The sequence below is a fragment of the uncultured Pseudosulfitobacter sp. genome, from assembly GCF_963976325.1.
Lineage (GTDB): Bacteria > Pseudomonadota > Alphaproteobacteria > Rhodobacterales > Rhodobacteraceae > Pseudosulfitobacter.
This window is the reverse complement of sequence record NZ_CAXBJW010000017.1, coordinates 1-26,025: the sequence shown is the minus strand read 5'-3', so window position 1 is coordinate 26,025 and position 26,025 is coordinate 1. Positions and strand designations below refer to the sequence as shown.

21 protein-coding genes are annotated in these 26,025 nt (G+C 64.1%); 15 read left to right on the top strand and 6 right to left on the bottom strand.

All coding sequences use genetic code 11. From position 1 onward, the window contains the following. Positions 1–110: 110 nt before the first annotated feature. The 5 genes from gmd (at position 111) to AAC077_RS18995 (ending at position 6,900) form a co-directional block, all read left to right on the top strand. Entirely contained in the window at positions 111–1,124 is a 1,014-nt protein-coding gene (gmd, locus tag AAC077_RS19015) for a GDP-mannose 4,6-dehydratase (protein WP_339773124.1), read from the top strand. A 61-nt stretch (positions 1,125–1,185) separates the two neighbouring features. Then, a complete protein-coding gene (locus tag AAC077_RS19010; protein ID WP_339773121.1) occupies positions 1,186–3,624 on the top strand; it encodes a glycosyltransferase family 4 protein in 2,439 nt (812 codons plus the stop codon). After that, positions 3,621–4,547: a sulfotransferase family 2 domain-containing protein gene (locus tag AAC077_RS19005; protein ID WP_339773118.1), complete on the top strand. Its 927-nt coding sequence runs from the start codon at positions 3,621–3,623 to the stop codon at positions 4,545–4,547. Before AAC077_RS19010 ends, AAC077_RS19005 begins: the two co-directional genes overlap by 4 nt. Positions 4,548–4,639: 92 nt before the next feature. Further along, the gene (locus tag AAC077_RS19000; RefSeq protein ID WP_339773115.1) at positions 4,640–5,482 is read left to right on the top strand and encodes a hypothetical protein; all 843 of its coding nucleotides are present in this window, start codon (positions 4,640–4,642) and stop codon (positions 5,480–5,482) included. 5 nt (positions 5,483–5,487) lie between these two features. Further along, positions 5,488–6,900 (top strand): mannose-1-phosphate guanylyltransferase/mannose-6-phosphate isomerase, encoded by a 1,413-nt coding sequence (locus AAC077_RS18995; RefSeq protein ID WP_339773112.1) that lies wholly within the window; start codon positions 5,488–5,490, stop codon positions 6,898–6,900. Positions 6,901–6,973: 73 nt separating this feature from the next. Here the strand turns inward: AAC077_RS18995 and AAC077_RS18990 are convergent, their stop codons facing one another. After that, positions 6,974–7,693: a sulfotransferase family 2 domain-containing protein gene (locus AAC077_RS18990; protein ID WP_339773110.1), complete on the bottom strand. Its 720-nt coding sequence runs from the start codon at positions 7,691–7,693 to the stop codon at positions 6,974–6,976. A 141-nt stretch (positions 7,694–7,834) separates the two neighbouring features. On the opposite strand from AAC077_RS18990, the gene AAC077_RS18985 reads away from it, so the two are divergent. From AAC077_RS18985 to AAC077_RS18975, 3 genes are all read left to right on the top strand, one after another. After that, positions 7,835–8,803 (top strand): hypothetical protein, encoded by a 969-nt coding sequence (locus AAC077_RS18985; protein WP_339773107.1) that lies wholly within the window; start codon positions 7,835–7,837, stop codon positions 8,801–8,803. A 149-nt stretch (positions 8,804–8,952) separates the two neighbouring features. Beyond that, positions 8,953–10,152: a hypothetical protein gene (locus AAC077_RS18980; protein WP_339773105.1), complete on the top strand. Its 1,200-nt coding sequence runs from the start codon at positions 8,953–8,955 to the stop codon at positions 10,150–10,152. Further along, the gene (locus tag AAC077_RS18975; protein WP_339773103.1) at positions 10,152–11,711 is read left to right on the top strand and encodes a glycosyltransferase; all 1,560 of its coding nucleotides are present in this window, start codon (positions 10,152–10,154) and stop codon (positions 11,709–11,711) included. The genes AAC077_RS18980 and AAC077_RS18975 overlap by 1 nt, the downstream gene beginning before the upstream one ends. A 78-nt stretch (positions 11,712–11,789) precedes the next feature. Here AAC077_RS18975 and AAC077_RS18970 read toward each other — a convergent pair whose 3' ends face one another. Beyond that, positions 11,790–12,566 carry a sulfotransferase domain-containing protein gene (locus AAC077_RS18970; RefSeq protein ID WP_339773101.1) on the bottom strand — a complete coding sequence of 259 codons (777 nt, stop codon included), beginning with the start codon at positions 12,564–12,566 and terminating at the stop codon, positions 11,790–11,792. A gap of 174 nt (positions 12,567–12,740) precedes the next feature. Between AAC077_RS18970 and AAC077_RS18965 the strand changes: the two genes are divergently transcribed. Beyond that, a complete protein-coding gene (locus AAC077_RS18965) occupies positions 12,741–13,415 on the top strand; it encodes a sulfotransferase family 2 domain-containing protein (protein WP_339773100.1) in 675 nt (224 codons plus the stop codon). A gap of 83 nt (positions 13,416–13,498) precedes the next feature. On the opposite strand, the gene AAC077_RS18960 is transcribed toward AAC077_RS18965, so the two are convergent. Both AAC077_RS18960 and AAC077_RS18955 read right to left on the bottom strand, forming a co-directional pair. Further along, positions 13,499–14,458 carry a GDP-L-fucose synthase gene (locus tag AAC077_RS18960; protein WP_339773098.1) on the bottom strand — a complete coding sequence of 320 codons (960 nt, stop codon included), beginning with the start codon at positions 14,456–14,458 and terminating at the stop codon, positions 13,499–13,501. 108 nt (positions 14,459–14,566) lie between these two features. Continuing rightward, on the bottom strand, positions 14,567–15,922 hold the full coding sequence (locus tag AAC077_RS18955; protein WP_339773096.1) for a DUF2793 domain-containing protein: 1,356 nt from the start codon (positions 15,920–15,922) through the stop codon (positions 14,567–14,569). 168 nt (positions 15,923–16,090) lie between these two features. On the opposite strand from AAC077_RS18955, the gene AAC077_RS18950 reads away from it, so the two are divergent. Further along, on the top strand, positions 16,091–17,488 hold the full coding sequence (locus AAC077_RS18950) for a phosphomannomutase (RefSeq protein WP_339773094.1): 1,398 nt from the start codon (positions 16,091–16,093) through the stop codon (positions 17,486–17,488). Then, the gene (locus AAC077_RS18945; RefSeq protein WP_339773091.1) at positions 17,488–18,336 is read left to right on the top strand and encodes an FkbM family methyltransferase; all 849 of its coding nucleotides are present in this window, start codon (positions 17,488–17,490) and stop codon (positions 18,334–18,336) included. The genes AAC077_RS18950 and AAC077_RS18945 overlap by 1 nt, the downstream gene beginning before the upstream one ends. Here AAC077_RS18945 and AAC077_RS18940 read toward each other — a convergent pair. Beyond that, a complete protein-coding gene (locus AAC077_RS18940) occupies positions 18,333–19,343 on the bottom strand; it encodes a replication initiator protein A (RefSeq protein ID WP_339773088.1) in 1,011 nt (336 codons plus the stop codon). The two genes, AAC077_RS18945 and AAC077_RS18940, sit on opposite strands and share 4 nt — an antisense overlap. Before the next feature lie 418 nt (positions 19,344–19,761). Between AAC077_RS18940 and AAC077_RS18935 the strand changes: the two genes are divergently transcribed. The 4 genes from AAC077_RS18935 to AAC077_RS18920 are packed head-to-tail and all read left to right on the top strand — an operon-like array spanning position 19,762 to position 25,344. Continuing rightward, on the top strand, positions 19,762–21,159 hold the full coding sequence (locus AAC077_RS18935) for an AAA family ATPase (RefSeq protein ID WP_339773086.1): 1,398 nt from the start codon (positions 19,762–19,764) through the stop codon (positions 21,157–21,159). 10 nt (positions 21,160–21,169) lie between these two features. Further along, positions 21,170–22,165, top strand: a complete 996-nt coding sequence (locus AAC077_RS18930) for a ParB N-terminal domain-containing protein (protein WP_339773083.1) — start codon at positions 21,170–21,172, stop codon at positions 22,163–22,165. 45 nt (positions 22,166–22,210) lie between these two features. Beyond that, positions 22,211–24,559, top strand: a complete 2,349-nt coding sequence (locus tag AAC077_RS18925; protein ID WP_339773081.1) for a glycosyltransferase — start codon at positions 22,211–22,213, stop codon at positions 24,557–24,559. Further along, positions 24,556–25,344 (top strand): Stf0 family sulfotransferase, encoded by a 789-nt coding sequence (locus AAC077_RS18920; protein ID WP_339773079.1) that lies wholly within the window; start codon positions 24,556–24,558, stop codon positions 25,342–25,344. The genes AAC077_RS18925 and AAC077_RS18920 overlap by 4 nt, the downstream gene beginning before the upstream one ends. A 15-nt stretch (positions 25,345–25,359) precedes the next feature. Here the strand turns inward: AAC077_RS18920 and AAC077_RS18915 are convergent. Next, the coding region (locus tag AAC077_RS18915) for an ABC transporter permease (RefSeq protein WP_339773076.1) at positions 25,360–26,025 on the bottom strand (666 nt) is incomplete at its 5' end.

Genomic DNA, 26,025 nt, shown 5'->3' with positions numbered 1-26,025 from the left:
CGGCCCGCCATGGGGGGGCACAGGGGGATTCAGGGATTGAAGTGAAGGTGGGGCGCCGCTATCAAGCCAGCACGCGTAGGAATAGGCAGTTTGGACAAGGTTTTCTCTTAATGAAAAAAGCATTTATCACCGGCATCACAGGCCAGGACGGCGCTTATCTGTCCAAACTCCTTCTGGAAAAAGGCTATGAGGTCCACGGTGGTGTGCGTCGCATCAGCCAGCCGGAAACACCGCGTCTGGAAGCACTTGGCATCGACAAGGACGTCGAACTGCATGAATTCGACCTGGCCGAAGTCAACAACATCAACCGCATCATTCGCGGCAATGATTACGCCGAATTCTACAACCTGGCCGCGCAAAGCTTTGTCGGATCGAGCTGGGAACTGCCCGCCTATGCGGCGGATGTGAACGGGGTGGGCGTTGTGCGCATTCTCGACAGCCTGCGCACCTTCTCGCCCGAGACACGGTTTTATCAGGCCTCGACCTCGGAAATGTACGGTCTGGTGCAGGAAGTGCCGCAGTCCGAAACCACACGGTTCTACCCGCGCTCGCCCTATGGCGTGGCCAAGGTTTATGGTCACTATATCACCACCAACTTCCGCGAAAGCTTTGACATGCACGCCTCGTGCGGCATCCTGTTCAACCACGAAAGCCCGCTGCGCGGCAAGGAATTCGTGACCCGCAAGATCACCCTGGCGCTGGCCAAGATCGCCCACGGCTCGGACGACCAGCTTGTGCTGGGCAACCTGGACGCCAAACGCGACTGGGGCTTTGCCGGCGATTACGTCGAAGGCATGTGGCAGATGCTGCAACAGGACAAGGCCGACGATTACGTTCTGGCCACCGGTGTCACCACCACGATCCGCGATTTCATCATCTTTGCCGGCGAAGCTTTGGGCATGGATCTGGAATTCACCGGCGAGGGCGTCAACGAGACCGCCACCGACCGCAAGACCGGCAAGACCGTTGTCGTGATCTCTGACAAGTTCTTCCGCCCTGCCGAGGTCGATCTGCTGCTGGGCGATCCGGCCAAGGCCGAGAAGACATTCGGCTGGAAGGCCAAGGTCGATGTGCGCGGGCTGGCGCAGATGATGGCCAAATCCGATTTTGACGCGCTTGGCTAAAACCGGCGTTCCCCCGCTGCGAAAGCTTGTTCAACGTCTGGCCCTGGGGCTCCGGGGCCACGTGGACGGCATCCATGACGGGACATTGCACGGCTGGGTGATGCTGCGCAGTGGCAAGCCTGCGCGTGTGGGCCTGTATGCGGGCGGCGAGCTGCTGGCTGAAACCCCTGTGAACCTGTACCGTTCGGACCTGCATTCCGCAGGGCTGGGCGATGGCTGGGCGGGCTTTGTCTTTGGCCTGTCGTCGATGCTGCGCGACGCGATCCATGCGCGCGGCGGGCTGGCCGAAGTGCGCGTCATGGACGTGCCGCTGGGGCGCATCGGGGTGCTGCGGGTTGACCGGGCCACCTCGGCGTCGGGCGTGCAGGTGTCGAACGAAGACCGCGCCGCCCATCTTGCCACCCGTCTGGAGGACGCGGTCCAGACGCTGGCGCGCCTGCAAGACAATGTGGACAACCGCGGCGGCGCGCGCGCCGTGCTGGACGCCCCGCGCCCGGCCTTGCGCGCCCATGCGCCGATGTTTGCAAACCACAGCGCGTTCAACGGCCGCCCCCTGCCCGAAATCGTCAACGCCTATGCCGATTATTCGCGCTATCGTTACAAGCTGGACACCCAGTTTGACTTTGGCGGTGACGCCGATGCGGCGCTGCATTTCATGCATTGGTATCTGATGGGCTACAGCCCGATGCGCAAAGGTCTGCGGGTGCCGCTGAGCGCCGAAGCCATCGAGCATATGAACACGCCGCTGCCCATCGGCGGGGTGCAGTTCAACCTCAGCCGCGCCACCTGGTCCAGCCTGGTGAAGATGCCGCAGTTCATGCAAAGCCTTGAATTCGAAAACCGCGACTGGCTGCTGGGTCTGGTCTATTGGTGGAGCATCAACCAGGTTCATGCGCTGCACTGCGAAGACTGTTTGGTGACCGCGCCCTATATCGACTTTCTGGCGACGCCGGTGCCGGGCACCGAAGACAGCGCGGTGCCGCTGACCCTGTTCATGGAGCGGTTCGTTCTGGAAAACCCCGCCTTTGGCCTGCTGGACCGCAGCACCGAAGACGGGCGGCGCAGCCTGCTGGCCGCGCTGATGCTGCTGGCGGTGCAACGGCCCGATTTCCTGCGCTATCTGCCGCGGGATGCCGTGACCGATCTGCTGGCCGACGGTGCCGCAGGCTGGGCGCGCAGCGTGGCCACCCTGCCCGGCGCGCCCGCGCTTGATCTGGACCGCACCGGCTATGCCGCCGTGCTGCGCGCGCAGGGCTTTGACCTGGACCGGCTGGAATTCACCACCTTCACCCCGCGCGGCCACCGGATCGAGGCGGCCCGCCTGCCCGCCCTGTCGCCCGACATCGAAGAGGTCGATGTGCAACTGATCGGCCCGTTCGAGAAAGCCTCGGGGTTGGGACAGGCGACACGGCTGTCGGCGCAGATCCTGGCGCAGACCGGTTACAGCGTGAACCCGGTGAACTTCGGTCTGGACAACCCCGCGCCCGAAGGCTTTTCCAAAGTGGGCCGGCTGTCCGAGTACAAACGCGCAAAGGTGAACCTGATCCACCTGAACGCGGAATCGATCCCGCTGGTCTTTGCCTATGCGCCGGACGTGTTTTCGGATGCCTATAACATCGGCTATTTCTACTGGGAGCTCGACAGCCCCGCCGCCTGTCACTACCTGGCGATGGAGATGCTGGACGAGATCTGGGTGTCGACCGATTACGGCGTCGACATCTACCGCCCGCACACCGACACGCCGGTGCACAACGTCGGCATGTGCTACGAGGATCTGCCGCCCATCGACCGCAGCACCGCCAAGCAGGACGTGCTGGCGCGCTTTGGCTGGGATGCGGGCACATTCGTGTTTCTGGTCACCTTCGACAGCTTTTCCTTTGTCCAGCGCAAGAACCCGCTGGGGGTGCTGAAGGCGTTCAAACAGGCCTTCGAGGGGATCGGGCCGGTGCGGCTGGTGATCAAGACGCAGAACCGCGAAAAGATCATGGACCCGGTCCAGTCGCGCATCTGGGATGCGGTCGATGCTGCCGTCGCCGCCGATCCGCGCATCACGGTGCTGAATGAAACGCTGGACTATGCCGACCTGCTGGCGCTGAAGGCGGGCTGTGACTGCTATATCTCGCTGCACAAGTCCGAAGGCTGGGGCTTTGGCATGATCGAGGCGATGCATCTGGGCGTGCCGGTGGTGGCCACGGGCTATTCCGGCAATATGGATTTCTGCTCGCCCGACACGGCGTTTCTGGTGGATTACCAAGAGGTCGAGCTGGAACAGGACGATTATATCTTTGTGCTGCCGGGCCAGAAATGGGCCGAACCGGACGTGGCCTCGGCCGCGCAGCAGATGCGGCTGGCCTGGGGGGACGACGCCCTGCGCGCGCAAAAGGCACAGGCGGCGTTTGAATTCGTGCAGAGCAACTTTTCGGACAAGGCCATCGCGCGGCGCTATTCCGAGCGGCTGGACGACATTCTGGGACGGGCGGCGCGCGGGGCAAGGCCATGACGCTGGACGCCGCCGAGATCGACCGCGCCTACCAGTTCTTTCTGGGGCGCACCCCGCCTGCCGACAAACGCCCGCCCTTTGCCAGCACCGCGCAGCTTTACGCGGCGCTGATCGACGCGCCCGAGTTCAAGGCCGGCAAACGCAGCCAGAAAACCAAGATGAAATGGCCGCTGGGCCAGGCCTTTGTGCTGCCACAGGCGCGGCTGATCTGCTGTGCCATTCCGGGCAGTGGGGGCGACGCGCTTGCGGCGCATATGGTGCGGCTGTCGGGCCATCCCGACAGCGATTACATCCTGCGCGATGTCGATCTGCTGACCGCGCATGTCAACACCGGCCTGCGTCTGGGGGACCATCCCAAACCACAGGCGCGCGCCTATGCGGATGCGCCCGATTTCATGCGGCTGGCCGTGCTGCGCGCGCCGCGCGACCGGCTGCTGGCGGTCTGGCGCACCCAGTTCCAGCGGGACCGCCACCTGTCGCAATACCACGCCGCCACCGGACCGGTGATGGCCGCCATCCAAGGGCAGGATCGCCCCGATTTCCACCGCTCGGTGTGCTTTGCCGATTTCGTGCGCCACGTGGCCGCGGCCAAGCCCGGCACGCTGGCCCCCGACTGGCGTCCGCAGCATCTGTTCCTGCGCGGCATGACCTATACGCATCTGTTCGACTACGGTCGGCGCGACGCGGCGCTGGCGGCGATGACCGCATGGGCCGACAGCCGTCTGCCAGCGCCCGACATCGGCACAAATCCGCCCTCGGCGCAGGCCGATGTTCCGGGCGCCCATGCGATGGAGCCGCCGGTTCTGGACGCCCTGCCGGACGTACAGGCGCGATGTTTTTTCGATGAAACACTGGATGCGCGGATTGCGCAAAGCTTTGCCCGCGACATCGCATTGCTTGAAAAAGCAGCCCACGCCGCCTGATCATGCGGCGTGAGGTATACGGACGGTTTACCCCGCTTTGCCCACCCGCTAGACCTTGCACGCGAGAGGGGAACGCATCTTTTGGCCCCCATGTGGAAGGGTACGATTTGGATTACGTCGCAGGCATTTCCTGGCCCCGGTCCGGACACCACATGCTGGTGCGGCTGTTGCAGAAATATTTCGGGCCGGACTTCCACTATTGCAATTTCTACGCAGAGCCGCCGGGCTGTTGCGGCACTGTGCCGTGCAGCACACCGCGCAAGACGCAACTGTCGAAGAACCATGATTTCGACCTGAAGGTGCCGCAGGTGGCGGGGCAGAAATACCTGATCCAGTACCGCGATTTCGTGCCCTCGGTGGTGTCGAACTTTGAACTGTACGTGCGTCAGGGCAATCCCGACACCCAAGGATCGTTCCGCACCTTTGTCAGCGCCGAATTTGCCCGCTATCGCGGCTTTGTCGACAAATGGGTGACTTCGGAATTCGGCCGCCGCCAACTGGTGCTGCGCTATGACGATTTCCTGGCCGACCCGGCGGCGGGGCTGGCCCGCGCGGTCGCCTATTTCGATGCCGGTGCGGCGGTGGACCCCGAGCGTATCCGCATGGCGGTGGACACCATCGACGGCGAGCGGATCGAGCAGACCAAGGTGACGCGGTTGCAGGCCAGCGGCGTGCACCAGCCGCGCGATGTCACCGCGTTCCGCCACTACCGCCCGGCCCTGTTCGAGAAGCTGGCAAAGCTGTCGCTGACCCGTGCCGAGGTTGCACGGATATATCAGGGGGTGCACAATAAACCGGTGCCCGAAAACAAGATGCTGCAATTGCAAACACACGAGACCCCCCAAGCCTTGCAGGCGGCTCTGGAACGGCATGTCGCCGTCAAGGCCCGCAAGACGGCGGCGGGGGCCGTCAATATTAACAAGAAAACGGATTGAAAAACATGATTACCCCTGTCCTTCTGTGTGGTGGCTCCGGCACGCGCCTGTGGCCGCTGTCCCGCAAATCCTTTCCCAAGCAGTTTGCCCAGTTGATCGGCGACGAAAGCCTGTTCCAGGCCTCGGCGCGGCGGTTCCTGGGCAAGGGCTTTGGCGACCCGCTGGTGGTCACCAATGACAGCTTCCGGTTCATCGTGACCGAGCAGCTGGACGCTGCCGGTGTCGCGCCCAGCGGCATTGTCATCGAACCCGACGGGCGCAACACCGCGCCGGCCGCCATTCTGGCCGCGCTGAAGGTGCAGCAGGACACGCCGGGCGGCATGTTGCTGCTGGTGCCTTCGGACCATGCGGTGGCCAACAGCGCGGCCTTTCGCAAGGCGGTGATGGCCGGGGCCGCGTCGGCCGAAGAAGGCAATATCGTCACCTTCGGCATCAAGGCGACCCGCCCCGAGACCGGCTTTGGCTGGCTGCAAAGCGGCGCCGAGACCCACAAGGGCGTGATGAAGCTGGAGCGGTTCATCGAGAAACCCGACGCCGCGCGCGCGGTCGAGCTGCTGGCCGATCCGAAATACCTGTGGAACGCGGGCGTGTTCCTGGCCCGTGCCGATGTGCTGATCGACGCCTTCCGCACCCACGCCCCCGACATCCTTGCCGGCGTCGAGGCCGCGTTGGCCGGTGCCATCAGCGATCTGGATTTCACCCGCCTGGACGAAGCCGCCTGGGCCGGTGTCCCCGAGGAATCCATCGACTACGCGGTGATGGAAAAGGCCACCAATGTGTCGGTCGTCAGCTTTGACGAGCAATGGTCCGATCTGGGAAGCTGGGAATCGGTCTGGCAGGAAAGCACCAAGGACAAGAACGGCAACGCGCGGTCGGAAAACACCACCGTGTTCGATTGCGAAAACACCCTGCTGCGGTCGGAATCCAGCGAGATCGAGCTGGTCGGCATCGGGCTGAAAAACGTGGTCGCCGTGGCCATGCGTGATGCGGTCATGGTCGCCGACCTGTCGGAATCTCAAAACGTCAAAAAGGCCGTGGAAACGCTGAAGAAACGCGGCGCCAAACAGGCGGTGCAATTGCCCGTGGACCACCGCCCCTGGGGCTGGTTCGAGACGCTGATCCTGGCCGACCGGTTTCAGGTCAAACGCATCCACGTCCACCCCGGCGCATCGCTGAGTCTGCAAAGCCACGTGCACCGGTCGGAACACTGGATCGTTGTGGCGGGCACCGCGCGGGTCACCGTGGACGAAGAGGTCAAACTGCTGAGCGAGAACCAGTCGGTCTATATCCCGCTGGGCGCCATCCACCGCATGGAAAACCCCGGCAAGGTGCCGATGGTGCTGATCGAGGTGCAGACCGGCACCTATCTGGGTGAAGACGACATCGTGCGTTACGAGGATGTTTACGCCCGGACATAAGGCGCAAAGACAAAGACGTGCGTTGGGGGCTGTCGGTGGAAACGGGCAGCCCCACGCATCTGTGCGGGGCGCTTTAGTCTTCGAAGCTGTCCCAGCCCTTGGCGCTGGCCCGCTCGAACAACACCATATCGTCGGCATTCAGCCCTTCGACAAAGGCGCGGTCCGCGTCGCTTAGATCCACCGGTGCCTTGGCCTTCGAGGTGTTCAGCCGCTGCACCTCGGGTGGCTCTTCGACGCCTGCGGCCCGGGCCAGCCAGGCCACGATCTGTGGTTGTTTGGTCAGGGGCGCGCAAATGGTGAACTGCGCGCGGGCGTGGTTGGCCGCCTTGACCCCGGTGATGCCGCCGCGTCCGGTGATCATCTTGCATTGCAGGTTCGACACCTCGCGGTTGCCGATCGCCGCCAGCCGCCGCGCGAAATCGCCGGGGCCCATCTCAAGCAGCTCGGGATCGGCCTTGGCCAGATGGTGATAGGGGCGCGCCTGCACATGGTGGTAGAAGGACACGAACCGCTCGACCGGATCGCGCAGCAGGGTCACGTAAACGCGGTCTTTCTTGGTGAACTGCACCAGGGGCGATTCATAGTTGAAATGCCCGCCGATGCCCCACAGCGTGTTGATGTCCTCGGGGTCGTTCTGGCCGGGAACCAGATGCAGATACCCGCCGCCCGACATATCCTCGAGTGCGGCATGAAACGACGTGCCGCCCGATTTCGGGATGTGGACAAACACCAGTTGCATGGTTTTTGGATCGAACTGATCCGGTGATGATAACTTGATCGGAGATCCGCTCATTATGTGCCTGTCACTATGCCCGTTATGCGCGATGTTTCGCTTTTGGTCGTTCGTCAATACCTGCCTGATGCGAAAACGCCAAGACTTTGCAACCATAACATGATGATACTGGCCAAAATCTGGCCATAGGCAAAGCGTACCATGCTGGGCGACGACGAAATACGTAAGATCTTCACGCTTCTGACGGGGCGCACGGAACTGCCCGATGCACTGGTGGCGCGGCACCGCAACTTTGCCGATGCCGCAGCTCTGGGGCTGCACCTGATGCGCACCGATACGTTCCGCCAGCGGATCGCGGCACAGGACAGCCGCGCGCTGTCCGCGCCGGTGGACATGGACCGCCCCGTTACCGTCTTTCAGCACATCCCAAAGGCCGGCGGCACCAGCCTGCACGCGACGCTGGCCGCAGCGCTGGACCAGCCGCTGTTTCCCGAACGGCGCAACGGGCTGGGCAACTGGCCTGCGGCGACGCTGGCGCAGGGGCGGTTCTTTTCCGGGCATTTCGACAGCGCCACGCTGGCGTTGATCCCGGGGCGCGCGGTGCGCGTGGTCACCATGCTGCGCGATCCGGCCGCGCGGCTGATGTCGCTGTATCGCTACCTGCGGTCGATCCAGCCCGGTGCGGCCCGCAAGCAAAAGCGCAACATGAACCTGGTCCGGCTGGCCCGCGCCCATGATGCGGCCGCATTCTTTGCCCACCCGGCACTGGCCGCCCACCCCAGCATCGACAACGCCCAAACCCGGCAACTGGCCGGCGCGCTGGGGCTGAAATCATGGGAAAGCCACCCCGCCCCCGACGGCGCGCAGCCCCTGGCGCAGGACAGCACCGCCCTGCCCCGTGCCATCGCCCACCTTGAGGCCATCGCCGGCGTGGCGCTGCTGGAACATCCCGCCACCGTGCCACCGCTGTTTGACGCCCTGGGGCTGGAGCCGCCGCCCGTCCTGCCGCACAGCAACCGGACTGATGAAAATTCAGGCACCTGGTTCGACCCCGCCCCGCCGGTCGAGGTAACGGACAAAATCCGCTTTGCGCTGACCGCGCACATTGAGATTGATACACAACTCTACTATGCCGCACTCCAGATGTTGACCGAACGGGGCTTTGTATGAATTTCTACAACACCAGACGGACCCAGCCGCCCCGCGCGGAACATTATTTCAGCACCACATCCCGCTAGGGGTGTCATTTGAACACGACGCATGACCGGACCTGGCTGATATTTCAGCATCCGCCTTGCACAAGAATTTAAGGACGACCCTTGGCCCGTGTTTTCATAATCGACCCTGTCTGTGCCATGGAATACGGCCACAGCCTCAATGCTCTCAAGTATTTTGCCGATCTTGCATCGCATCACTTTGACGAGGTCCACATCGTGGCCTCGCAGCACCTGCCCCGCCCCGCCGATGGCCACGACGACGGCATCATCCGCTTTTTCGACTTTCACTACGACTATGTGCTGAAAATCGACCGCGCCCCGGCGCCCCGGTCGCCGATGCATGTGCCCGGCCAGCGGCTGAGCCCCGAGGCGGCGGCGACGGTGGAATTCTCGCGGTTCATGACCGCCTATGACATCGGCCCCGACGACACGCTGCTGTATCCGTCGATCGACCACTACAGCGCTTTGTCGCTGGCCAATGTGGTGGGCGGGTTGCACCCGCATCAATGCCCCGCGCTGCTGGTGCGGATGATTGCGGTGATGGAAATGACCGCGCTGAACATGACCAACCCGGATGCGTTCACGCTGGTGATCGACCGGTTCAAGGGGCTGCTGCGCGTGGGCCTGCCGCTGTCGATCTGCGCCGAGACGCCGACCTTTGGCAATGTGCTGCGCCGCCGGCTGGAACAGCCGGTGCACATCGTGCCCTATTTCGCGCCGGGCATCGAGCCGCTGGACATCCCGCAAGACGGGCCGATCACCTTTTTGTCCGGCGGCTCGGCCCGCCCCGACAAAGGGTTCTTCCGCCTCAAGCCGATCATCGAAAGCGTGCTGACGCGGCTGGAGCCGTCACAGGTGCGCTTTATCATCCAGGGGCCCCCCGATGCGACCTTTGCCGCGCACACCGATTACATGCGCTGGCTGTATTCGCTGCCCAACGCCGAGATCCTGCCGGGCCAGGTGCCCTATACGGAAATCGTCCGCTCGTTCCGTGACAGCCACGTGGCCCTGATGCCCTATGCGCAGGATGTCTATGCCAACCGCGGCTCGGCCATGCTGATGGAGGCGCTGATGTTCGGGCGGTTGGCGATCTGTCAGGCGGGCACCGGCTTTGCCGATCAGGCGCGGCTGTACAATGCCGGGGCCACCTGTGGCACCGAGGAAGATTTTGCCGATGCCATCGTGATGTTCGCCCAGAAATCCCCGGGGATGATCCGTGAACAGGCCGCCCTGGCGCGGCGTTACTATCTTGAAGACGTGGACCGCTCTTGCAAGGCGTGGATCAAGGCGGAGGCGGCATAATGTTTTCCAGGAAAAAAACCACGCCCGTTCTCGGCTCCAAACCCCGCAACACCAAGCCCCGGCTGCTGTTCGTCGACCATGTGTTCCACCGCAAGACCCGCTCGTTCGATTTTCTGGTGCGGATTTTCGAACAGGGCTTTGATGTCGAAACCAGATATGTCGATCCGTCCCTGCCGGTCGATGCGGCGGCGCTGATCGACGACAGCGAATATGTGGTGATCGGGCAGATGGATTTCCTGACGCCGCTGTTCATCGCCGCGGGCAAGAAGGTGATCGTGGTGCAGATGTACGACGGCTCGGCCGGTCTGCCCGACACCCACTGGCAGATGAACCGTCAGGCGCGCTATCTGAACTTCTCGACCACGCTGCACGGGCGGGCGCTGTCGCTGGGCTGTGACAGTATGCTGGTGCGCTATTTCACCGATCCCGCATCGGTCAAACCGGTCACCGACATGGACACGCTGCGCGGCTTTTTCTGGCAGCGGCTGCCGAAATCGGGGATCAACCTGCCGATGGTGCGCCGGATGATGGGCAACCAGCTGAGCCATCTGCATGTGCACACGCCCGCCGACGACGGGTCGGTGTTCAACGCGGCCGACCTTGACGGGTTCGAATGCCCGGTGACCCATTCGGCCTGGTTTGAAAAACAGTCCGATTTTGCCGCCGTGATGGACAACGCCAACGTCTTTATCGCACCGCGCCATGCCGAAGGCATCGGCCACGCCTTTCTGGAAGCGATGGCGCGCGGCATGGTGGTGATCGCCCACGACCTGCCGACGCACAACGAATACATCCACAACTGGACCAACGGCATCCTGTTTTCCCAAGGCGTGCAAACCATCAACCTGCGCGACCAGATGGACAAGGTGCGCGCGATCTCGGCCAACGCCCGGCTGACGGTCGCACATGGGCACAGGGCCTGGGTGCAAAGCCACCCCGCGATGCTGGAGTTCATCCGCACCACCCCTGCGGCGCAGATGGTGAAACATGCGGGGCTGTCGGCCAACATCGACCGGATCATGGCCGCCTATCAGCAGGGGCGCGATCCCTATGAGGACGCGCTGAACCGCTATTCGGAAACCCGCCGGCTGATGGCCACGTGGCGCGATTTCGAAACCGAGGCGGATCAGGCCCCCAAGAACGCCCCTGCCGACCAGACCGACATTCACGTCTTCATGGGCGAGGGCAACAGCCGCCCGCTGACCGGCCCGGGCTGGTCGGCCATCGAGGCCACCCACCGCTGGGCCGTGGCCCAGGAGGCCAGCCTGTCCCTGCCGCTGGTTCGCGACGTGTCGGTGACCGGGGTGACGCTGGTGGTGCGGGCACTGGAGGCCTGCAAGCTGACGGTCAAGCTGGGCGACACCGTGATCAACCCCGCCCCGGCCGAGTTGCGCGAAACCTTTACGCGCATTCACCTGCCGCTGGCAAAACCGCTGCGGGTCGCGGCCAAGGACGGGCTTGATCTGACCCTGTCGCTCGACAAGGTTCCGGCCGCCCATTCCCACGACCCGCGCCCGCTGAGCTTTGCGGTGAAATCGCTGAGCGTCCAGACCGGCTGAGACGCACACAGATCCCCCTGGAAACAGCAAAAGGCCCGCCATCTCTGGCGGGCCTTTTTCGTGTCGGCAAAGGCCGGCTTATTTTTCGTAGCCGAACAGTTCGATGATGTCGCCATAGAGCGCGTTCAGCTCGTCGATGGTGGACTGCTCCAGCTTGCGCTTGTGATCGCCGGGGCGGATCTGGCGGCGGTGCTTGGTCACCTCTTCTTCCTGAACGTCGGCCACGTGGGCATCGGCCAGGGCTTTGACCATCGCGGGCTTCGCGGGCAGGCCGGTGTGGTCGACCACCTGGTTCATCCACTCTTCGAAGTTGTCGATGATGAACTCGTATTTGAACAGGCGCAGGTCGGGGTCGCGGCGGATCATGTCGGCATAGGTCTGCCAGCGCGGCAGCATCTTGCGGCCCTGCTTCAGCACGTATTCCTCGATCGGCGGCATATCGGTGTTTTCTGCGCGCTCTTCATCGGCGCCCTGCCCCGGCTTGCGGTGGCTGAAACGGGCCGAAAAATAGAACGACGTCAGGATGTCGCGCGGATCGCGCACCACCAGGAACCGTTTGTAGGCGTCGTAATCCGGGATCGCCTCGGCCTCGTTGGGCTGGCGGAAGGGACCATAGGCATAGCCGGTGGGCTGCAAATAGGTGATGGCTTCGGGGGTCAGTTCGACCTTTTCGCCGGCCTGGAAATATTCGGCGGCGATGTTCAGCATCGGGGCACCGGCGCTGCGGGCCAGTTTCTTGACGACGGAATAGAAATAACGGCTGCCTGCCTTGTGCAGGGTCCAGAAAATAATGCTTGGGCCGGTGTAATCGCTGGGCGGAACTTCGATCTCTATCTTGGCACTTTGGTCTGTCATGACGGAACCTATCCTTTGGGCAACGGCCCACAGCCGCAGCATTTGAAATCCTGCAATGTCTTACCAAAAATCCCCCGGCAAAACAGTCCCAATCGGTGATGCGGCAGCCTATTCACCCCCCGGCTTTGATGCTAGGACACGCGTGAGGATATTCTATGCACAAGGCCTTTCTCGATGCTTGTTAGTCACGCTCGTAAATTCATCTACACCAAGACGCTGAAGACTGCGGGCACCTCCGTCGAAGTCTTTCTTGAACCCTACTGCCGCCCCCCCGGCGAAGTGGCTGAACACCACACCGGCCAAAGCGTGACCGACTACGGGATCGTCGGCGCGCGCGGCAAGGGGTCGGGGGGCGGCCAGTTCCGCAACCACATGACGGCCGCCGCGATCAAAAAGCACATCGACCCGGAAATCTGGGCCAGCTACCACAAGTTCTGCGTGGTCCGAAACCCATATGACAAAGTGGTTTCGTGGTTCTGGATGCACTGCGCGCCCAACCTGCGCGCCGAGCTGGCAAAGCAGGATTTCGACAAGACCCTCGAGGTGTTTTCCCACTGGCTGCTGGTGCGCCCCGAGCTGCCCGTCGACCGTCAGGCCTATACGATCCGCGGGCAAAAAGTGGTGGACCGCTTTGTGCGCTATGAACATCTGGACGCGGACCTGACCCAGTTGTGCGCCGATCTGGACCTGGAGAATGGCGCGCTTGGCACCTATAAATCCGCCTCGCGCAGCCACCGCGACCAGCCGTTCACGCGCTACTACACCAAGGAAACCGCCAAGGTGGTGGCCAAGGCCTTTGCCCCCGATTTCGCCATGCTGGGCTATGATCGGGACAGCTGGAAAGGCTGAATTCCGCCTGTTTTACATGCAGATACGCAAAACGCCGCCCGAATAAGAGGCGGCGTTTTTTGTGACGGGTCGGCGGGCAGCCCTCAGTTTTCGACGTTTTCCAGGAACCACTGATAGGTCTGCGCCAGACCCTCTTTCAGCTCGATCGTCGGGGTCCAGCCCAAAGCCTGCAACTTCGCCGCACTCATCAGCTTGCGCGGGGTGCCGTCGGGCTTGGTCCGGTCGTGGCGCAATTCGCCTTCCAGGCCGACCACATCCATCACCATGCGGGCCACGTCGGCAATCGACTGATCGGTGCCCGAGCCGATGTTGATGTGTTCGAAATCCTCGTATTCGGCCAGCACGAACACGGTGGCATCGGCCAGATCGTCCACATGCAGGAACTCGCGCAGCGGCGTGCCCGTGCCCCAGATCTCCATGCCACTTTCGCCCGCCTTCTTGGCGCGGTGTGCCTTGCGCATCAGCGCCGGGATCACGTGGCTGGATTGCAGGTCGAAGTTGTCAAAAGGACCGTACAGGTTGGTCGGCATCGCCGAGACAAAGCGCGATCCGTACTGGCGCATATAGGCCTGGCACAGCTTGATCCCGGCAATCTTGGCGATGGCGTACCATTCGTTGGTCGGCTCCAGCGGGCCGGTCAGCAGGCTGTCTTCGGTGATCGGCTGGGGGGCCAGCTTGGGGTAGATGCAGGACGATCCCAGGAACACCAGCTTTTCCACGCCGACGCTGTGGGCGGTGGTGATGATGTTGTTCTGGATGTCCATGTTGTTGTACAGGAAATCCACCGGATAGGTGTCATTGGCCAGAATGCCGCCCACTTTGGCGGCGGCATCGACCACCATGTCGGGCTTGTTGGCGCCCATCCAGTCCTCGACTTCGGCGCGGTTCATCAGGTCGCATCCGTCACGGCCCACGGTCAGAACCTCGCAGTCTTCGTGTTCCAGCCTGCGCACGACGGCGCTGCCGACCATGCCATTGTGACCTGCCACCCAGATCCGTTTGCCCTTGAGCTTTTCAGACACGCCCGCTGTTAGAGATCCCACCAATGCACTATCCTCGAAATTCCAATTTCGAGGCCGTGTTTAGCCAGCGCCGGCCGCTTTGTCCATCAAAGGTCAGGGGGAAGAAAGCCCGTACGCCCCCCCTTGCCTTCAGAACCAGCGCCCTGTCGCTTGTGCGTGCACAATGTGACTGCCGGTGGACGCTTGCGCGGCCCAGATCACACGGCCTGCGGCTGTTGCCGTCACCGCTCCGGCATCGGCCCACAGGGCCGGTGAGGTACACGACAGCGCCACCACCGGCGGTGCGACAAAGGCTGCGGGAAAGCTCCAGTCGGCCAGTGCCGCGTCGCGGTGCAGCGCGCCCAGCGGCGTGGTGACCACCGCCAGCGTTTCAGTGCGCGTGCAAATCTGGGTGCCATCGGCAAAGCGCACGTAATCGCCCGTCGCGGTGCTGCCGCGCTCGATCACCGCTCCCGTCGGGGTGCCTGCATCTTCGCTGACCGTGCCCACCACATTGGCCGTGGTAAAGACCGGCGCCCAGTCCGACCAGGTGGCGCCACTGTCCTTGGTCCAGCGTAGCCACATGAAAGTTTGATTGGCGGCAAAGACCAGTTGGTTGATCCACTGGCTGGAATAGCGCGCCACGATCACCACGCCGCCGGTGCCGCCGGGGCTGTCGGGATCGGTGCCGGCAAAGTTGAAGAACCCCGATGCCATCGCCGTGGCCAGTGTCACGGTGGTGGTCGGCCCGCTTTGCCCCAGGCCAAAGGCGCCGGTGCCCATCAGCCGCCCGGCCGTGGTGTCATGCACCCCCGATTGCACCGCGGTGCCCGAAATCGTGCCATTGACCAGCAGCCCCTGGGGCAGGTGCGGCACGGCGGTCGCGGCATCAATCCGCAGGGCCTCGGCCCAGGTGCTGCCGTCGGCGCTGACCTTGACCGAGAAATCGGTGCTGCCCGCCAGCCCCATTTCCGCATGACCGGCAAAGCCCGACTGAAACAGCAGGCTGGCGGTATCGGTCCCCGTGGCCTTGTTGATCTTCAACTGGTGGCCCGCGCCGTCATGGCTCAGCAGGGTGGCACCGGCGGCCACCGCCAGCCGGTTGGTCGCATCGGCCGAGGTGTTCAACCCCAGCGTTTCGGCCTCGAGATCGGCCCCGCCGGTCAGCGTGTCCCAGCCCAGCACGGCGTCATAGACCACCACCACGCCTTCGCCGGTGACAAAGGCCAGCCAGCCCGGCAGCGGCGCGACAAAGCTCCAGCCGCTGTCCTCGCGGGTGGCCACGGCCCCCGCCTGTCCGGCCCAGTCGCCTGCGGCACCGCCCGCCACGATATAGCGCGCGCCGACCTCTGCCGCAGGCGGCGGGCTGTCCAGGTCGCGGGCGATCACCGCCAGTTGCGTGATGCTGTCCAGCACCCGCAGCGCGGTGTTGTGGGTCACGTGTTTTTGCGCCTGGCTGGGCTGGATGTAGGGCAGGGACAGAACGGCAGACAGGGTGTCGGGCATGGCGAACCTCCGGGACAACAAGCGGGGCACCCCCGACGGGGGCGGATCAGCCCGGCACGCTAGGGCGCAGAGTTAAAAAATTGTGAAACAGGGCGCACGGTGGGTGGCGTGACGTGCCCCCAGGCCCTAGGTTCGGGCCAACCGATTTCGCCTGATAAGGACCTATCCATGCCCCCCAAATTCGGCACCAGCGGCCTGCGCGGCCTTGTCACCGAGCTGACCCCTGATCTTGTCGCCTCTTATGTGCGCGCCTTTGTCGCCGCCTGCCCGCAAGGGTCGGCCGTGCACGTGGGCTGGGACCTGCGCCCCTCGTCGCCCGCCATTGCCGATGTGGTGGTGCAGACCGTGCAGGCCTGCGGGCTGACGGCGGTGCGCTGCGGCGAGGTGCCGACACCGGCGCTGGCGCTGGCGGCGATGAATGCAGGCTGCGGCGCGGTGATGGTCACCGGCAGCCACATTCCCGCCGACCGCAACGGGCTGAAATTCTACGTGCCGTCCGGCGAAGTGTCGAAAGAGGACGAAACCCAGATATTGGCCGCCCTCGACGCCCTGCCTGACCTGCCCGAACGCAAGGGCACCCAAGAGGACCACCCCACCTGTGCCGCCGACTATGTGGCCCGCTACACGGATGCCTTTGGCGATCAGGCGCTGGCGGGCATGCGCATCGGCGTCTACCAGCACAGCTCGGTGGCGCGCGACATCATGGTGGCCGTGGTGCAGGGCTGTGGCGGCACGCCCGTCCCGCTGGCCTGGTCCGACACGTTCATCCCCGTCGACACCGAAGCGGTCGACCCGGACACCCGCACGCAACTGGCCGCATGGTGCGCCGAACACGGGCTTGATGCGCTGATTTCCACCGACGGCGACGCCGACCGCCCGATGCTGGCCGATGCCTCGGGCACCATCGTGCCGGGGGATGTGCTGGGCCCGCTCAGCGCCCGCGCGCTGGGGGCCGATGTGCTGTGCACGCCGGTGTCGTCCAATTCGATGATCGGGCAGATGGACTGCTTTGCCACCATCCAGCGCACCCGCATCGGCTCGCCCTTCGTCATTGCCGCGATGGAGGACCTGCTGGACGAAGATGCCCAGACCAAGGTCGCAGGCTACGAGGCCAACGGCGGCTTCCTGCTGGGCTTTGCCGCCGACGCGCCCACCGGCCCGCTGGCCCCGCTGATGACCCGCGACTGCCTGCTGCCGGTGCTGGCCCCGCTGGCCGCCGCCCGCGCTGCCGGACAGTCGATTGCCCAGGCCGCCGCCGCCCTGCCCCCCTGCTTTACCGCCGCCGACCGGCTGCAAGGCATCGAACAGGACCGCTCGGGGCCGTTCCTTGCGCATCTGAAACAAGACGCCGCCGCGCGCGCCGCATTTTTCGACACCATGCCTGCCGAACAAGAGGTCGATCACACCGACGGGCTGCGCGTGACATTCGAGGGCGGCGCGGTGGTGCACCTGCGCCCCTCGGGCAACGCGCCGGAATTCCGCTGCTACACCGAGGCCACCAGCCCGCAGGCGGCGCAATCGCTGCTGCACACCCACCTGAATGCACTGCGCGACCGGCTGGGGTGATGGCGCAAGACGACCAGACCCTGCGCATCGGTGCCTATGACCTGCGCCTGCCCCCCGAGCACAACCTGCCGACGATCCTGCAAAAGCATCCGCAATACGACAGGCTTTATTGGGACATCATCGGCGCGCTTCTGGCCGAAAACGACTTGGCCGACACCTGCCAGTTGATCGACATCGGCGCCAATGTCGGCGACAGCGCCGCCCATTTCCGCCGCCATGCCACGGGGCCCGTCTGGGCCATCGAGGCCCATCCCGACTATTTCACCTATCTGCAAGCCAACACCGCCGGGATGGGCGACGTCACCTGTACCCAGGCCCTTGTCGCACCGCCCGCGCTGGCGGCCAAAGTGTCGCTGGACATCCACGATGGCACCGGATCAACCCGGCTGGACGGCACGGGTCCGTTTCAGGGGCAAACCCTGTCACCGGCCAAGCTGATGGCAGGGGCGCGCACCCCCTGCATGATCAAATCCGACACCGACGGGTTCGACGGGCGGATCATCTCGGCACTGATTCCCAAAATGCAGGCCACAGGAACCTGGCCTGCCATCGTCACCTTCGAAGGTCCGCGTCTGGACCAGGTTGAAAACAACGAACCCGCCCGCCACCACGCCGCGCTGACCGCGCTGATGCAGCGCGGCTATACCCTGCAAATCCTCACCAACACCGGGCTGCCGGTGGCCTATCTGGGGGCCAACACACAAGCGCTGGACTGGCACATGCGCAGCCACCGCGCCAGCGTGCAGGCCGGTGTGCCTGCCGCGCATTATTTCGATTACATCTGCATCGCCCCCGGCCTGAACACGCGAACGCTGACCTTTGCGCCAGATGGCCCGATCCGTCTCTAACCCTGGGGTTTCTTGCGCAACCAGCCCAGGAACGCCGCATCGGGCGACCCCAGCCGCGTGCGCCCCGTGGCGTCCCACCAGCTGCGCCACTCGGCCTCCAGCGCATAGACATCCGCACCGGGACGCAGGCCGCGTGCCTGATCCAGCGTGTCGGCGCGCAGCACCGGGGCTGCCACATCGTCGATGACCGCGCTGGCGCGGGTAAACACCATCAGATCGCCCGCCGCCTCGTCCATCCGGTAATCGGGCAGATGCCCGTCCTGGATCATCTTGCGCAGGGCCGCACGGAACACCCGGACCGGCGCGGCACTGCCCGCCTTCTTGTGCAGGGTGGCGACGCTGACGCGCCATTCGGGCTGCCGGCCGCAATGCTTGCGCGCCAGCTCGTAAATGCGCCGCTCAAGCGGTTTGCGCAGACGGAAATAATCACGGCTCAGGGTCAGCACCGACTTGGCCATGACCGCGCGCCAGATCCATTCGCTCAGCGTGACCGTGACGCTGACCATGCGCCCGCCCCGGCTGCGCCGCACGATCTCCCAGCTTTCGATCAACCCGAACCCGCTGGTCACCTCTTCGCCGCCGGTGCTGATGTTGGTGACAATCCGCGTGCCCGCCAGCCGCTCGAACGCCTCGCGCAGCCGCGCATAGGCATCGCCCGACGTATCGCGGTTGGTCGCCACCAGCAGATCATGGGCGCGCAATTGCAAGGTCCGCGACACCGCGCGCCCCGCATTCATCGCCGCCATGATCTGGCTGATACAGAAAATCAGGATATCCTTGTCGTGCATCGTCGCCCGCCCCCGCACGCTGGGGGTCACCTCGATATGGGTGCCGTTGTGGGCATAGCTCAGAATGCGCCGGTCGGGCCGGGTGCTGAGCGAAAAGATCGGATGTTCCATACTGCCCAGGTCATCCTTGGGACTGGCATCGAAAATATCACAGATGAAAAAATCACCCGTCGGATGCCGCATAGGACCCAATGGTCCCGTGGTGGTAAGACTGCTCATGCCTGTCGCCTGCTCTACCCCCTGCCCGCTTATGCGGATCGCTATCGGGGTTTCACTGACACCCTAAGCAGCCGCGCCACCGCCGTCCACCGTTTCGACGTGGGATCAGAGTCGCCGTGGCGTGGGATCAGAGTCGCCCCAGCGTGGTTTCAGAGTCACTGCGATCTGAGAAAAGGCCATTTCACCTTTGCAAAACAACGAGATAGTTAAAATCAACCAGCGCCGTAACATATAAATAACAAGATATAACTTGGGAAATCATCCCCTTTGGCCCATCCTGCGTCCAGTTTGCAGGCCCCTGCGCCCGAATCATCCCCCTGAATTTCCTGAGAAAAGACCAAGATGTGCGCATAATGCTTTCATGTGCGGGCTTTTGCTGTATCCTGACAAAAACAGCGAACATAAATCGAGCAAACAGATGTGCGCAGACCGTCCCGAAGCGAAGCCGCCCTATTTCAACATCGACCCCGACAAGGCTGCCAAAGCCTTGGGGCCGGCCACAGGCACCCACGGCTTTGACGCCATCGCGCGGGCCTGTGCCGCGGGCCGTGACGATCTGGCCGGGCGCGGACTGAATGAGACCGGCGGGCGCACCCTGCGCCAGTTCTCGACCTGGGAAATCACCCGCTACCTGATCCCCGTGGCCACCGGCCATTTCCGCCGCGTGCTCAAGGCCAACCCCGATCTGCCGCAAGGTCGGTCCGAAACCAGCGGCGGCGCCAAATGGTTCACCCTGGACGAGGTGCTGCGCCTGCGCGCGCATTTCGGACAGGAAGGATCGAAGGCCAAGGAATACCTGCCCTACCGCCCCGAAGGCCAGCCTGCCAAGATGGTGGCGGTTGCCAACTTCAAGGGTGGCGTCGGCAAGACCTCGACCGCGGCGCATCTGGCGATGTCGGCAGCCCTCGACGGCTACAAGGTGCTGGTTGTTGATCTGGATTCCCAAGGGTCGATGACCTCGATCTTTGGCGGCAAGGTGGCCGATGAATGGGAAACCGTCTTTCCCCTGCTGGCGCGCCATTACGCCAACCATCTGCGCGGCGAAAACCAGCGGCGACTGGACCGGGGCGACGCGCCCCTGCCGCTGGACGACACCCTGACCGATGCGCTGGAGATCAAGGCGGGCGATCTGATCCAGCCGACCCACTGGCCCAACATCGACCTGATCGGGGCACAGCTCAACCTCTACTGGGCCGAATTCCAGATCCCCGTCTGGCGGATGCAGGGCCGCGGCTGGAAGCTGTGGGATGCGCTGACTGACATGTTCGCCGCTGACGGCGTGCTGGACACCTATGACGTGATCTTTATCGACACGCCCCCGGCCCTTGGCTACCTGACCATCAACGGGCTGGCCGCCGCTGACATCCTGCTGGTGCCTTTGGGGGCCTCGTTTCTCGAGTTCGACTCCACGGGCCGTTTCTTTGACATGCTGCACAGCACCTTCGGGTCGATCGAAGAGGCCGAGAATATGGCCGCCCGTGCGCTGGGGCGCGACGAGCTGGCCTTTCAATGGGACGCGGTGCGTGCGGTGGTCACCCGCTATGACGGCGCGCAACAGGCCGAACTTGCGTCTCTGATGCAGGCCTATCTGGGGCAAACCCTGTCCCCCCACCGTCAGGATTTCACCGCGCTGATCGGTCAGGCGGGCGAACAGGTGCAAGGTATCTACGAGGCCGATTACCGCGATTTCAACCGCGAAACCTATGTGCGCGGGCGCGAAACATTCGACGCGACCTATGCGGCCTTCAAATCGCTTCTGATCGGAAGCTGGCGCCGCGATGTTCTGGCTCAGGCCGGGGCACAGGCCGCAGAATAAGGCTCTAACAATGGCAAAACGCAAACGACTGGCCCCGCCCATCGCCCCCTATCAGGACCCCGGCCCCGCCGCCGGCACCCCTGCGAAACGCACCGCCCCGATTGCCGATGTGGCGGCCGATGCGGCCACCTCGGCGGCGCTGTCCGAACTGTCCCAGACGCTGCAATCAGCCCGCGACCAAGGCCGCATGATCCTGTCGCTGCCGCTGGATGCGGTGCAGTCCGACTATCTTCTGCGCGACCGCCGCGTGGTGGACGACGACGAGATGGACGCGCTGATCGCCTCGATCTCGGCGCGTGGCCAGCAGACCCCCATCGAAGTGGTGGCGCTGGAAGATGGCCGCTATGGCCTGATCTCGGGCTGGCGGCGGTTGCAGGCCCTGCGCCGGCTCCAAGGCCCCGACGGGTCCGGCCCGCAAACCGTGCTGGCCTTGTTGCGGGTGCCGGAACAGGCGTCCGATGCTTATGTGGCGATGGTCGAAGAGAACGAGATTCGTGTCGGCATCAGCTTTTACGAACGGGCCCGCATCGTGCGCATGTCTGCGATGAACGGTGTGTTCGACAGCGAAAAACAGGCTCTACGCGAGATGTTCGGCGCGGCGTCGCGGTCCAAGCGGTCCAAGATCGGGTCCTTTGTGCGGCTTCATGCCGAGCTGGACCGCGTGTTGAAATTCCCCGAGGCCATCGGCGAACGGCTGGGGCTGGCGCTGGTGCAGCGGTTCGACAAGGACCCGCAGGCCGCCGCCCAATTGCGCACCGATCTGCGCGAGGCACAGGCGGTACGGGAGATCGACACCGTCGAGGCGGAACAGGCCTTTTTGCAGGCCGCCTTGACCGGCAAGCGTTCCGCCGCGAAATCCAGCCCCAAGGCGTCCACTGAACCGGTGCAATTGCGCCCCGGTCTGCACCTCAAGGAACACCGCGACGGCAGCGTGACCATCAGCGGCACAGCCGTCGGCGCGGATCTGCGCGCCCGGCTGGTCGCGTGGTTGCGTGATGGGCGCTGACCTGAAAATGTTTCGCGCGCGAAACATTTGTCGCAAGGGGCCGTCATGCTGGGCCGGTTGATCCCGCTGTTTCACCGCTATGCTGCGAAGCACACCCGTCTGCGCCAGCGGCACGGGCCGGTGCAGATGCGGCTGCAAAGCGGCCGGATCATTGTCGAGATCGACAGTGACGCCGAGGCGGCGCAGGTCAGCCTGGGCAAGGCGACGCGGCAGGCCCGCCGCCGCGATGGCATCTTGCGGGCCGAGCTGCCCTTTGTCCACGGCGCGCGGGGCACCGTGGTCTTGCGGCAGGGAGAAGACACCGTGACCTTGCCGTTCGGTCCCTTTGCGCCCTGGAAAAACACCGCCGCCCGCACTGCGCTGCTGGCCCCCTTTGTCACCACGGGCATGCGGGCCGTGCCCCCTGCCCTGCGCTGGTTCCGCGACCGCGATCCGGCGGCGCGGATCACCGTGCGCAACCTGTTCGGGCTGGCCCCCACCACCACGGCGCTTGAGCTGCAAACCCCGCTGTTCGCAGCGCACCCCGCGCCGAAACCGCACGGCACGATCACCATTGTCCTGCCGGTCTACAACGCCTTTGACATGCTGCAAGAGGCGCTGGAGCGGGTCGAACGCAACACCGATCTGCCGTGGCGGCTGATCCTGATCGAAGATGCCTCGCCCGACCCGCAGGTGCGGCCGTGGTTGCGCGACTGGGCGGCGGGCAAGGACAATGTCACGCTGCTGGAAAACGACCGCAACCTAGGCTTTATCGGCGCGGTCAATCGTGGGCTGACGGTGGCGATGGAGCATGGCGATCCGGTGGTCTTGCTGAACTCCGACGCCTTTGTGCCGCCGGATTGGGCCGCTCGGTTGATCGGGCCGCTGGACGATCCTGCGGTGGCCTCGGTCACGCCGATGTCGAACGATGCTGAACTGATGTCGGTGCCGGTGCTGTGCCAGCGGCTGGATCTGGCGCAGGGGCAGGGCGATGCCATCGACGCGGTGGCCCGCACGCTGGCGCCCCTGACCGAAGAGGCAGACCTGCCCACCGGTGTCGGGTTCTGCATGGCGCTGTCGGCGGACTGGCTGAACCGTGTGGGGCTGTTCGACACGCGTTTTGGCCGTGGCTATGGCGAAGAGGTGGACTGGTGCCGCCGCGCTTTGGCCATGGGGGCGCGGCATCTGGCGCAGCCTGCGCTGTTTGTGGAACATCGCGGCGGCACGTCCTTCGGATCAGAGGAAAAACAGAGACTGTTGCTGGCCAATTCCGCGATCGTGTCGCAACGCCACCCGACCTTTGACCAGGACGTACAGGATTTTATCGCAAGCGATCCGTTGCTGGCCCCGCGTCTGGCGCTGGCGCTGGCCTGGGCCGGGCAGCAGGGCAGGGTGCGCATCTATCTGGCCCATGACATGGGCGGCGGCGCCGAGGCGGATTTGCAGCGGCGCATTGCCGGCGACGGGGTCGCGGTGGTGCTGCGCGTGGGCAGCGCCTATCGCTGGGAGATCGAGGTTTATACCCCCAACGGCGTGCTGCGCGGCGGCACCGAAGATGCGGCTCTGACACAGCGGCTTTTGCAGATTTTGCCGCAGCGCGAGGTGATCTATTCCTGTGCGGTGGGCGATCCCGATCCGGTGCAGATCCCTGCGTTTCTGCAACAGATTTCGGATGGGCAGGGCATGCGGGTGCTGTTGCACGACTATTTCCCGATCAGCCCCGCCTATACGTTGCTGGACGGGCAGGGGGTGTTTCGCGGCGTGCCGCTGCCGGGGGCCGAGGGGCGCGTTGACCGTCTGCGCCGCCCCGATGGCAGCCGCCTGTCGCTGGCCGACTGGCAGGCGGCCTGGGGGCCGTTTCTGGCCGCATCAGAGACTGTTGAGGTGTTTTCCGAGGCCGCAGCCCGGCTGTTGCGCAGCGCCTATCCCGACCTGGACAACATCACCGTGGCCCCGCACCAGTTGGTGCATCCGGTGCTGCCGGTGACCGCCCCCGACGGGCCGCCGGTGATCGGGGTGCTGGGCAATATCAACGCCCACAAGGGGGCCGATGTGGTCACGGCGCTGAGCCGCAGGCTGAAGCGTGGGCAGATGGTGGTGGTCGGGCGCATGGCACCGGGCCACCGGCTGGGGCGCGGCGGGATTGAACACGGGCCTTATGACGTGGCCGAAGTCCCCGCGTTGGTGGCGCGCTATGGCATCACCTGCTGGCTGGTGCCGTCGATCTGGCCCGAGACGTTTTCCTTTACCACCCACGAGGCGCTGGCGACCGGTCTGCCCACCTTTGCCTTTGATCTGGGCGCACAGGGCGACGCGGTGCGAAACGCCGCCAACGGGCACCCGATTGAACCGGGGGCGGATATCGACACCGTGGTGGCGCATCTGCTAGAGCCGCGCAAAGAGGACGCATCATGAGCTATCTGAAATCCCTGCGCACCCCCGGCCGGCATGAAACCACGATCAAGCGGCAGTTTGGCAGCAGGGTCCGGTTTGAAGGCACCGCGCCGGTTTTCGACAAGCCATTGATATTGATGGCTTTTACCAATCGCTGCGGGTCGCATCTGTTGGCGGATTACCTGCGCCAGACCGGGCAGTTGGCCGGCTTTGGCGAATATCTGAACCATGATGTGGTCGCCAACCAGTCGGCCGAGCACGGTTATGACAGCTTTCCCGACTATATCGCCGGATTGCAGGCGCGCATCTGCCTGCGTGGGCAGGCGCTGGGGCTGAAAGGGTCTTATGACCAGATCGCCATGTTGCTGCGCTGGAACATCGGGGCGATGTTTCGCGGCGTGCGCGTGGTGCACATCGTGCGCGAGGATGCGCTGGCACAGGCGGTGTCGCTGTCGATCGCGCGCCAGACCGAACAGTGGACCAGCCACCAGACCGGCAACGGCGCCGCCCCGACCTTTCAGCCGAAGCTGATCGAAAGCATTCTTCAGGCGCATGAAGCGGCCAATACGATGATCGGCCTGCTGGCGCAGTCGGCGGCGCTGCCACGGATGCAGATCAGTTACGAGCAGGTCATGCACGACCCCGCCACCTATGTGCGCCGGCTGTTCGGGTTCTGCGGGGTCGACGCACCCGACTGGGTGCCAAAGGTGCCTGTGGTGCAAAAACAGGCCGGCGCGCTGAACGCGGACTTTGTGCAGGCGTACCGCGAACAGGTGCTGCGCGAGACGGGCATAAACAGTCTCTAACTCAGGGGGTAAACCCTAATTGTAGAGAATATCCTTGTGATATTTGCGCAGCAAAAGCAGCCCGACCAGAAACAGCCCGCCGCCCAAGGCATAGACATAGATAAAGCTGACATAGGGCGCGTCGTAGGACGGATAAAAGCCGCGCCGCATCAGCCCCACCACATGCACCATCGGGTTCCACCACAGGTAATCGCGGTAGGGCTGCGGGATGGTTTCGTACAGAAAGAAGATACACGAGATGATGAACATCGGGCGGGTCAGGATCGACCAGGCCCGTTGCCATGCGGGAAAGGCGTTGAACAGGTAGCAGTTCATCGTGCCGACCCCCACCGACAGCATCGACACCATCAGATAGCATTCGACAATGGTGATCAGATCGGGGCGGGTGCGGGTTTCAAAAAGCGTCAGGATGCCGATGAAGATGACATAGCCCACCATCAACTGGGTGATCAGGTTGACCAGAAACCGCGCGATCAGCGCATCGGCAAAGGTGACATTGGGATAGGCCAGCAGCGCCTTGGAAAAGGTCAGCGACTGGGCCAGCTTCATCGTCATGTTGTTGAACAGCATGAAGGGCACGATGCCGGTGGCGTAGAAGATCGGAAAGTTGACCCCCAGCGCCGGCGACCGGAAGGCCAGCGAGAACACCAGCGTCATCATCGCGATGCCGCCCACCGGTTC

What these genes read in the sequence shown, in the direction of transcription:
- AAC077_RS19005 (WP_339773118.1), top strand. Translation starts at nt 3,621, where the DNA reads ATGACGCTGGACGCCGCCGAGATCGACCGCGCCTACCAGTTCTTTCTG.
- AAC077_RS18940 (WP_339773088.1), bottom strand. Translation starts at nt 19,343, where the DNA reads ATGAGCAGTCTTACCACCACGGGACCATTGGGTCCTATGCGGCATCCG.
- gmd (WP_339773124.1), top strand. Translation starts at nt 111, where the DNA reads ATGAAAAAAGCATTTATCACCGGCATCACAGGCCAGGACGGCGCTTAT.
- AAC077_RS18970 (WP_339773101.1), bottom strand. Translation starts at nt 12,566, where the DNA reads ATGACAGACCAAAGTGCCAAGATAGAGATCGAAGTTCCGCCCAGCGAT.
- AAC077_RS18990 (WP_339773110.1), bottom strand. Translation starts at nt 7,693, where the DNA reads ATGAGCGGATCTCCGATCAAGTTATCATCACCGGATCAGTTCGATCCA.
- AAC077_RS18965 (WP_339773100.1), top strand. Translation starts at nt 12,741, where the DNA reads ATGCTTGTTAGTCACGCTCGTAAATTCATCTACACCAAGACGCTGAAG.
- AAC077_RS18995 (WP_339773112.1), top strand. Translation starts at nt 5,488, where the DNA reads ATGATTACCCCTGTCCTTCTGTGTGGTGGCTCCGGCACGCGCCTGTGG.
- AAC077_RS18955 (WP_339773096.1), bottom strand. Translation starts at nt 15,922, where the DNA reads ATGCCCGACACCCTGTCTGCCGTTCTGTCCCTGCCCTACATCCAGCCC.
- AAC077_RS18950 (WP_339773094.1), top strand. Translation starts at nt 16,091, where the DNA reads ATGCCCCCCAAATTCGGCACCAGCGGCCTGCGCGGCCTTGTCACCGAG.
- AAC077_RS18920 (WP_339773079.1), top strand. Translation starts at nt 24,556, where the DNA reads ATGAGCTATCTGAAATCCCTGCGCACCCCCGGCCGGCATGAAACCACG.
- AAC077_RS18985 (WP_339773107.1), top strand. Translation starts at nt 7,835, where the DNA reads ATGCTGGGCGACGACGAAATACGTAAGATCTTCACGCTTCTGACGGGG.
- AAC077_RS18945 (WP_339773091.1), top strand. Translation starts at nt 17,488, where the DNA reads ATGGCGCAAGACGACCAGACCCTGCGCATCGGTGCCTATGACCTGCGC.
- AAC077_RS18935 (WP_339773086.1), top strand. Translation starts at nt 19,762, where the DNA reads ATGTGCGCAGACCGTCCCGAAGCGAAGCCGCCCTATTTCAACATCGAC.
- AAC077_RS18930 (WP_339773083.1), top strand. Translation starts at nt 21,170, where the DNA reads ATGGCAAAACGCAAACGACTGGCCCCGCCCATCGCCCCCTATCAGGAC.
- AAC077_RS18925 (WP_339773081.1), top strand. Translation starts at nt 22,211, where the DNA reads ATGCTGGGCCGGTTGATCCCGCTGTTTCACCGCTATGCTGCGAAGCAC.
- AAC077_RS18975 (WP_339773103.1), top strand. Translation starts at nt 10,152, where the DNA reads ATGTTTTCCAGGAAAAAAACCACGCCCGTTCTCGGCTCCAAACCCCGC.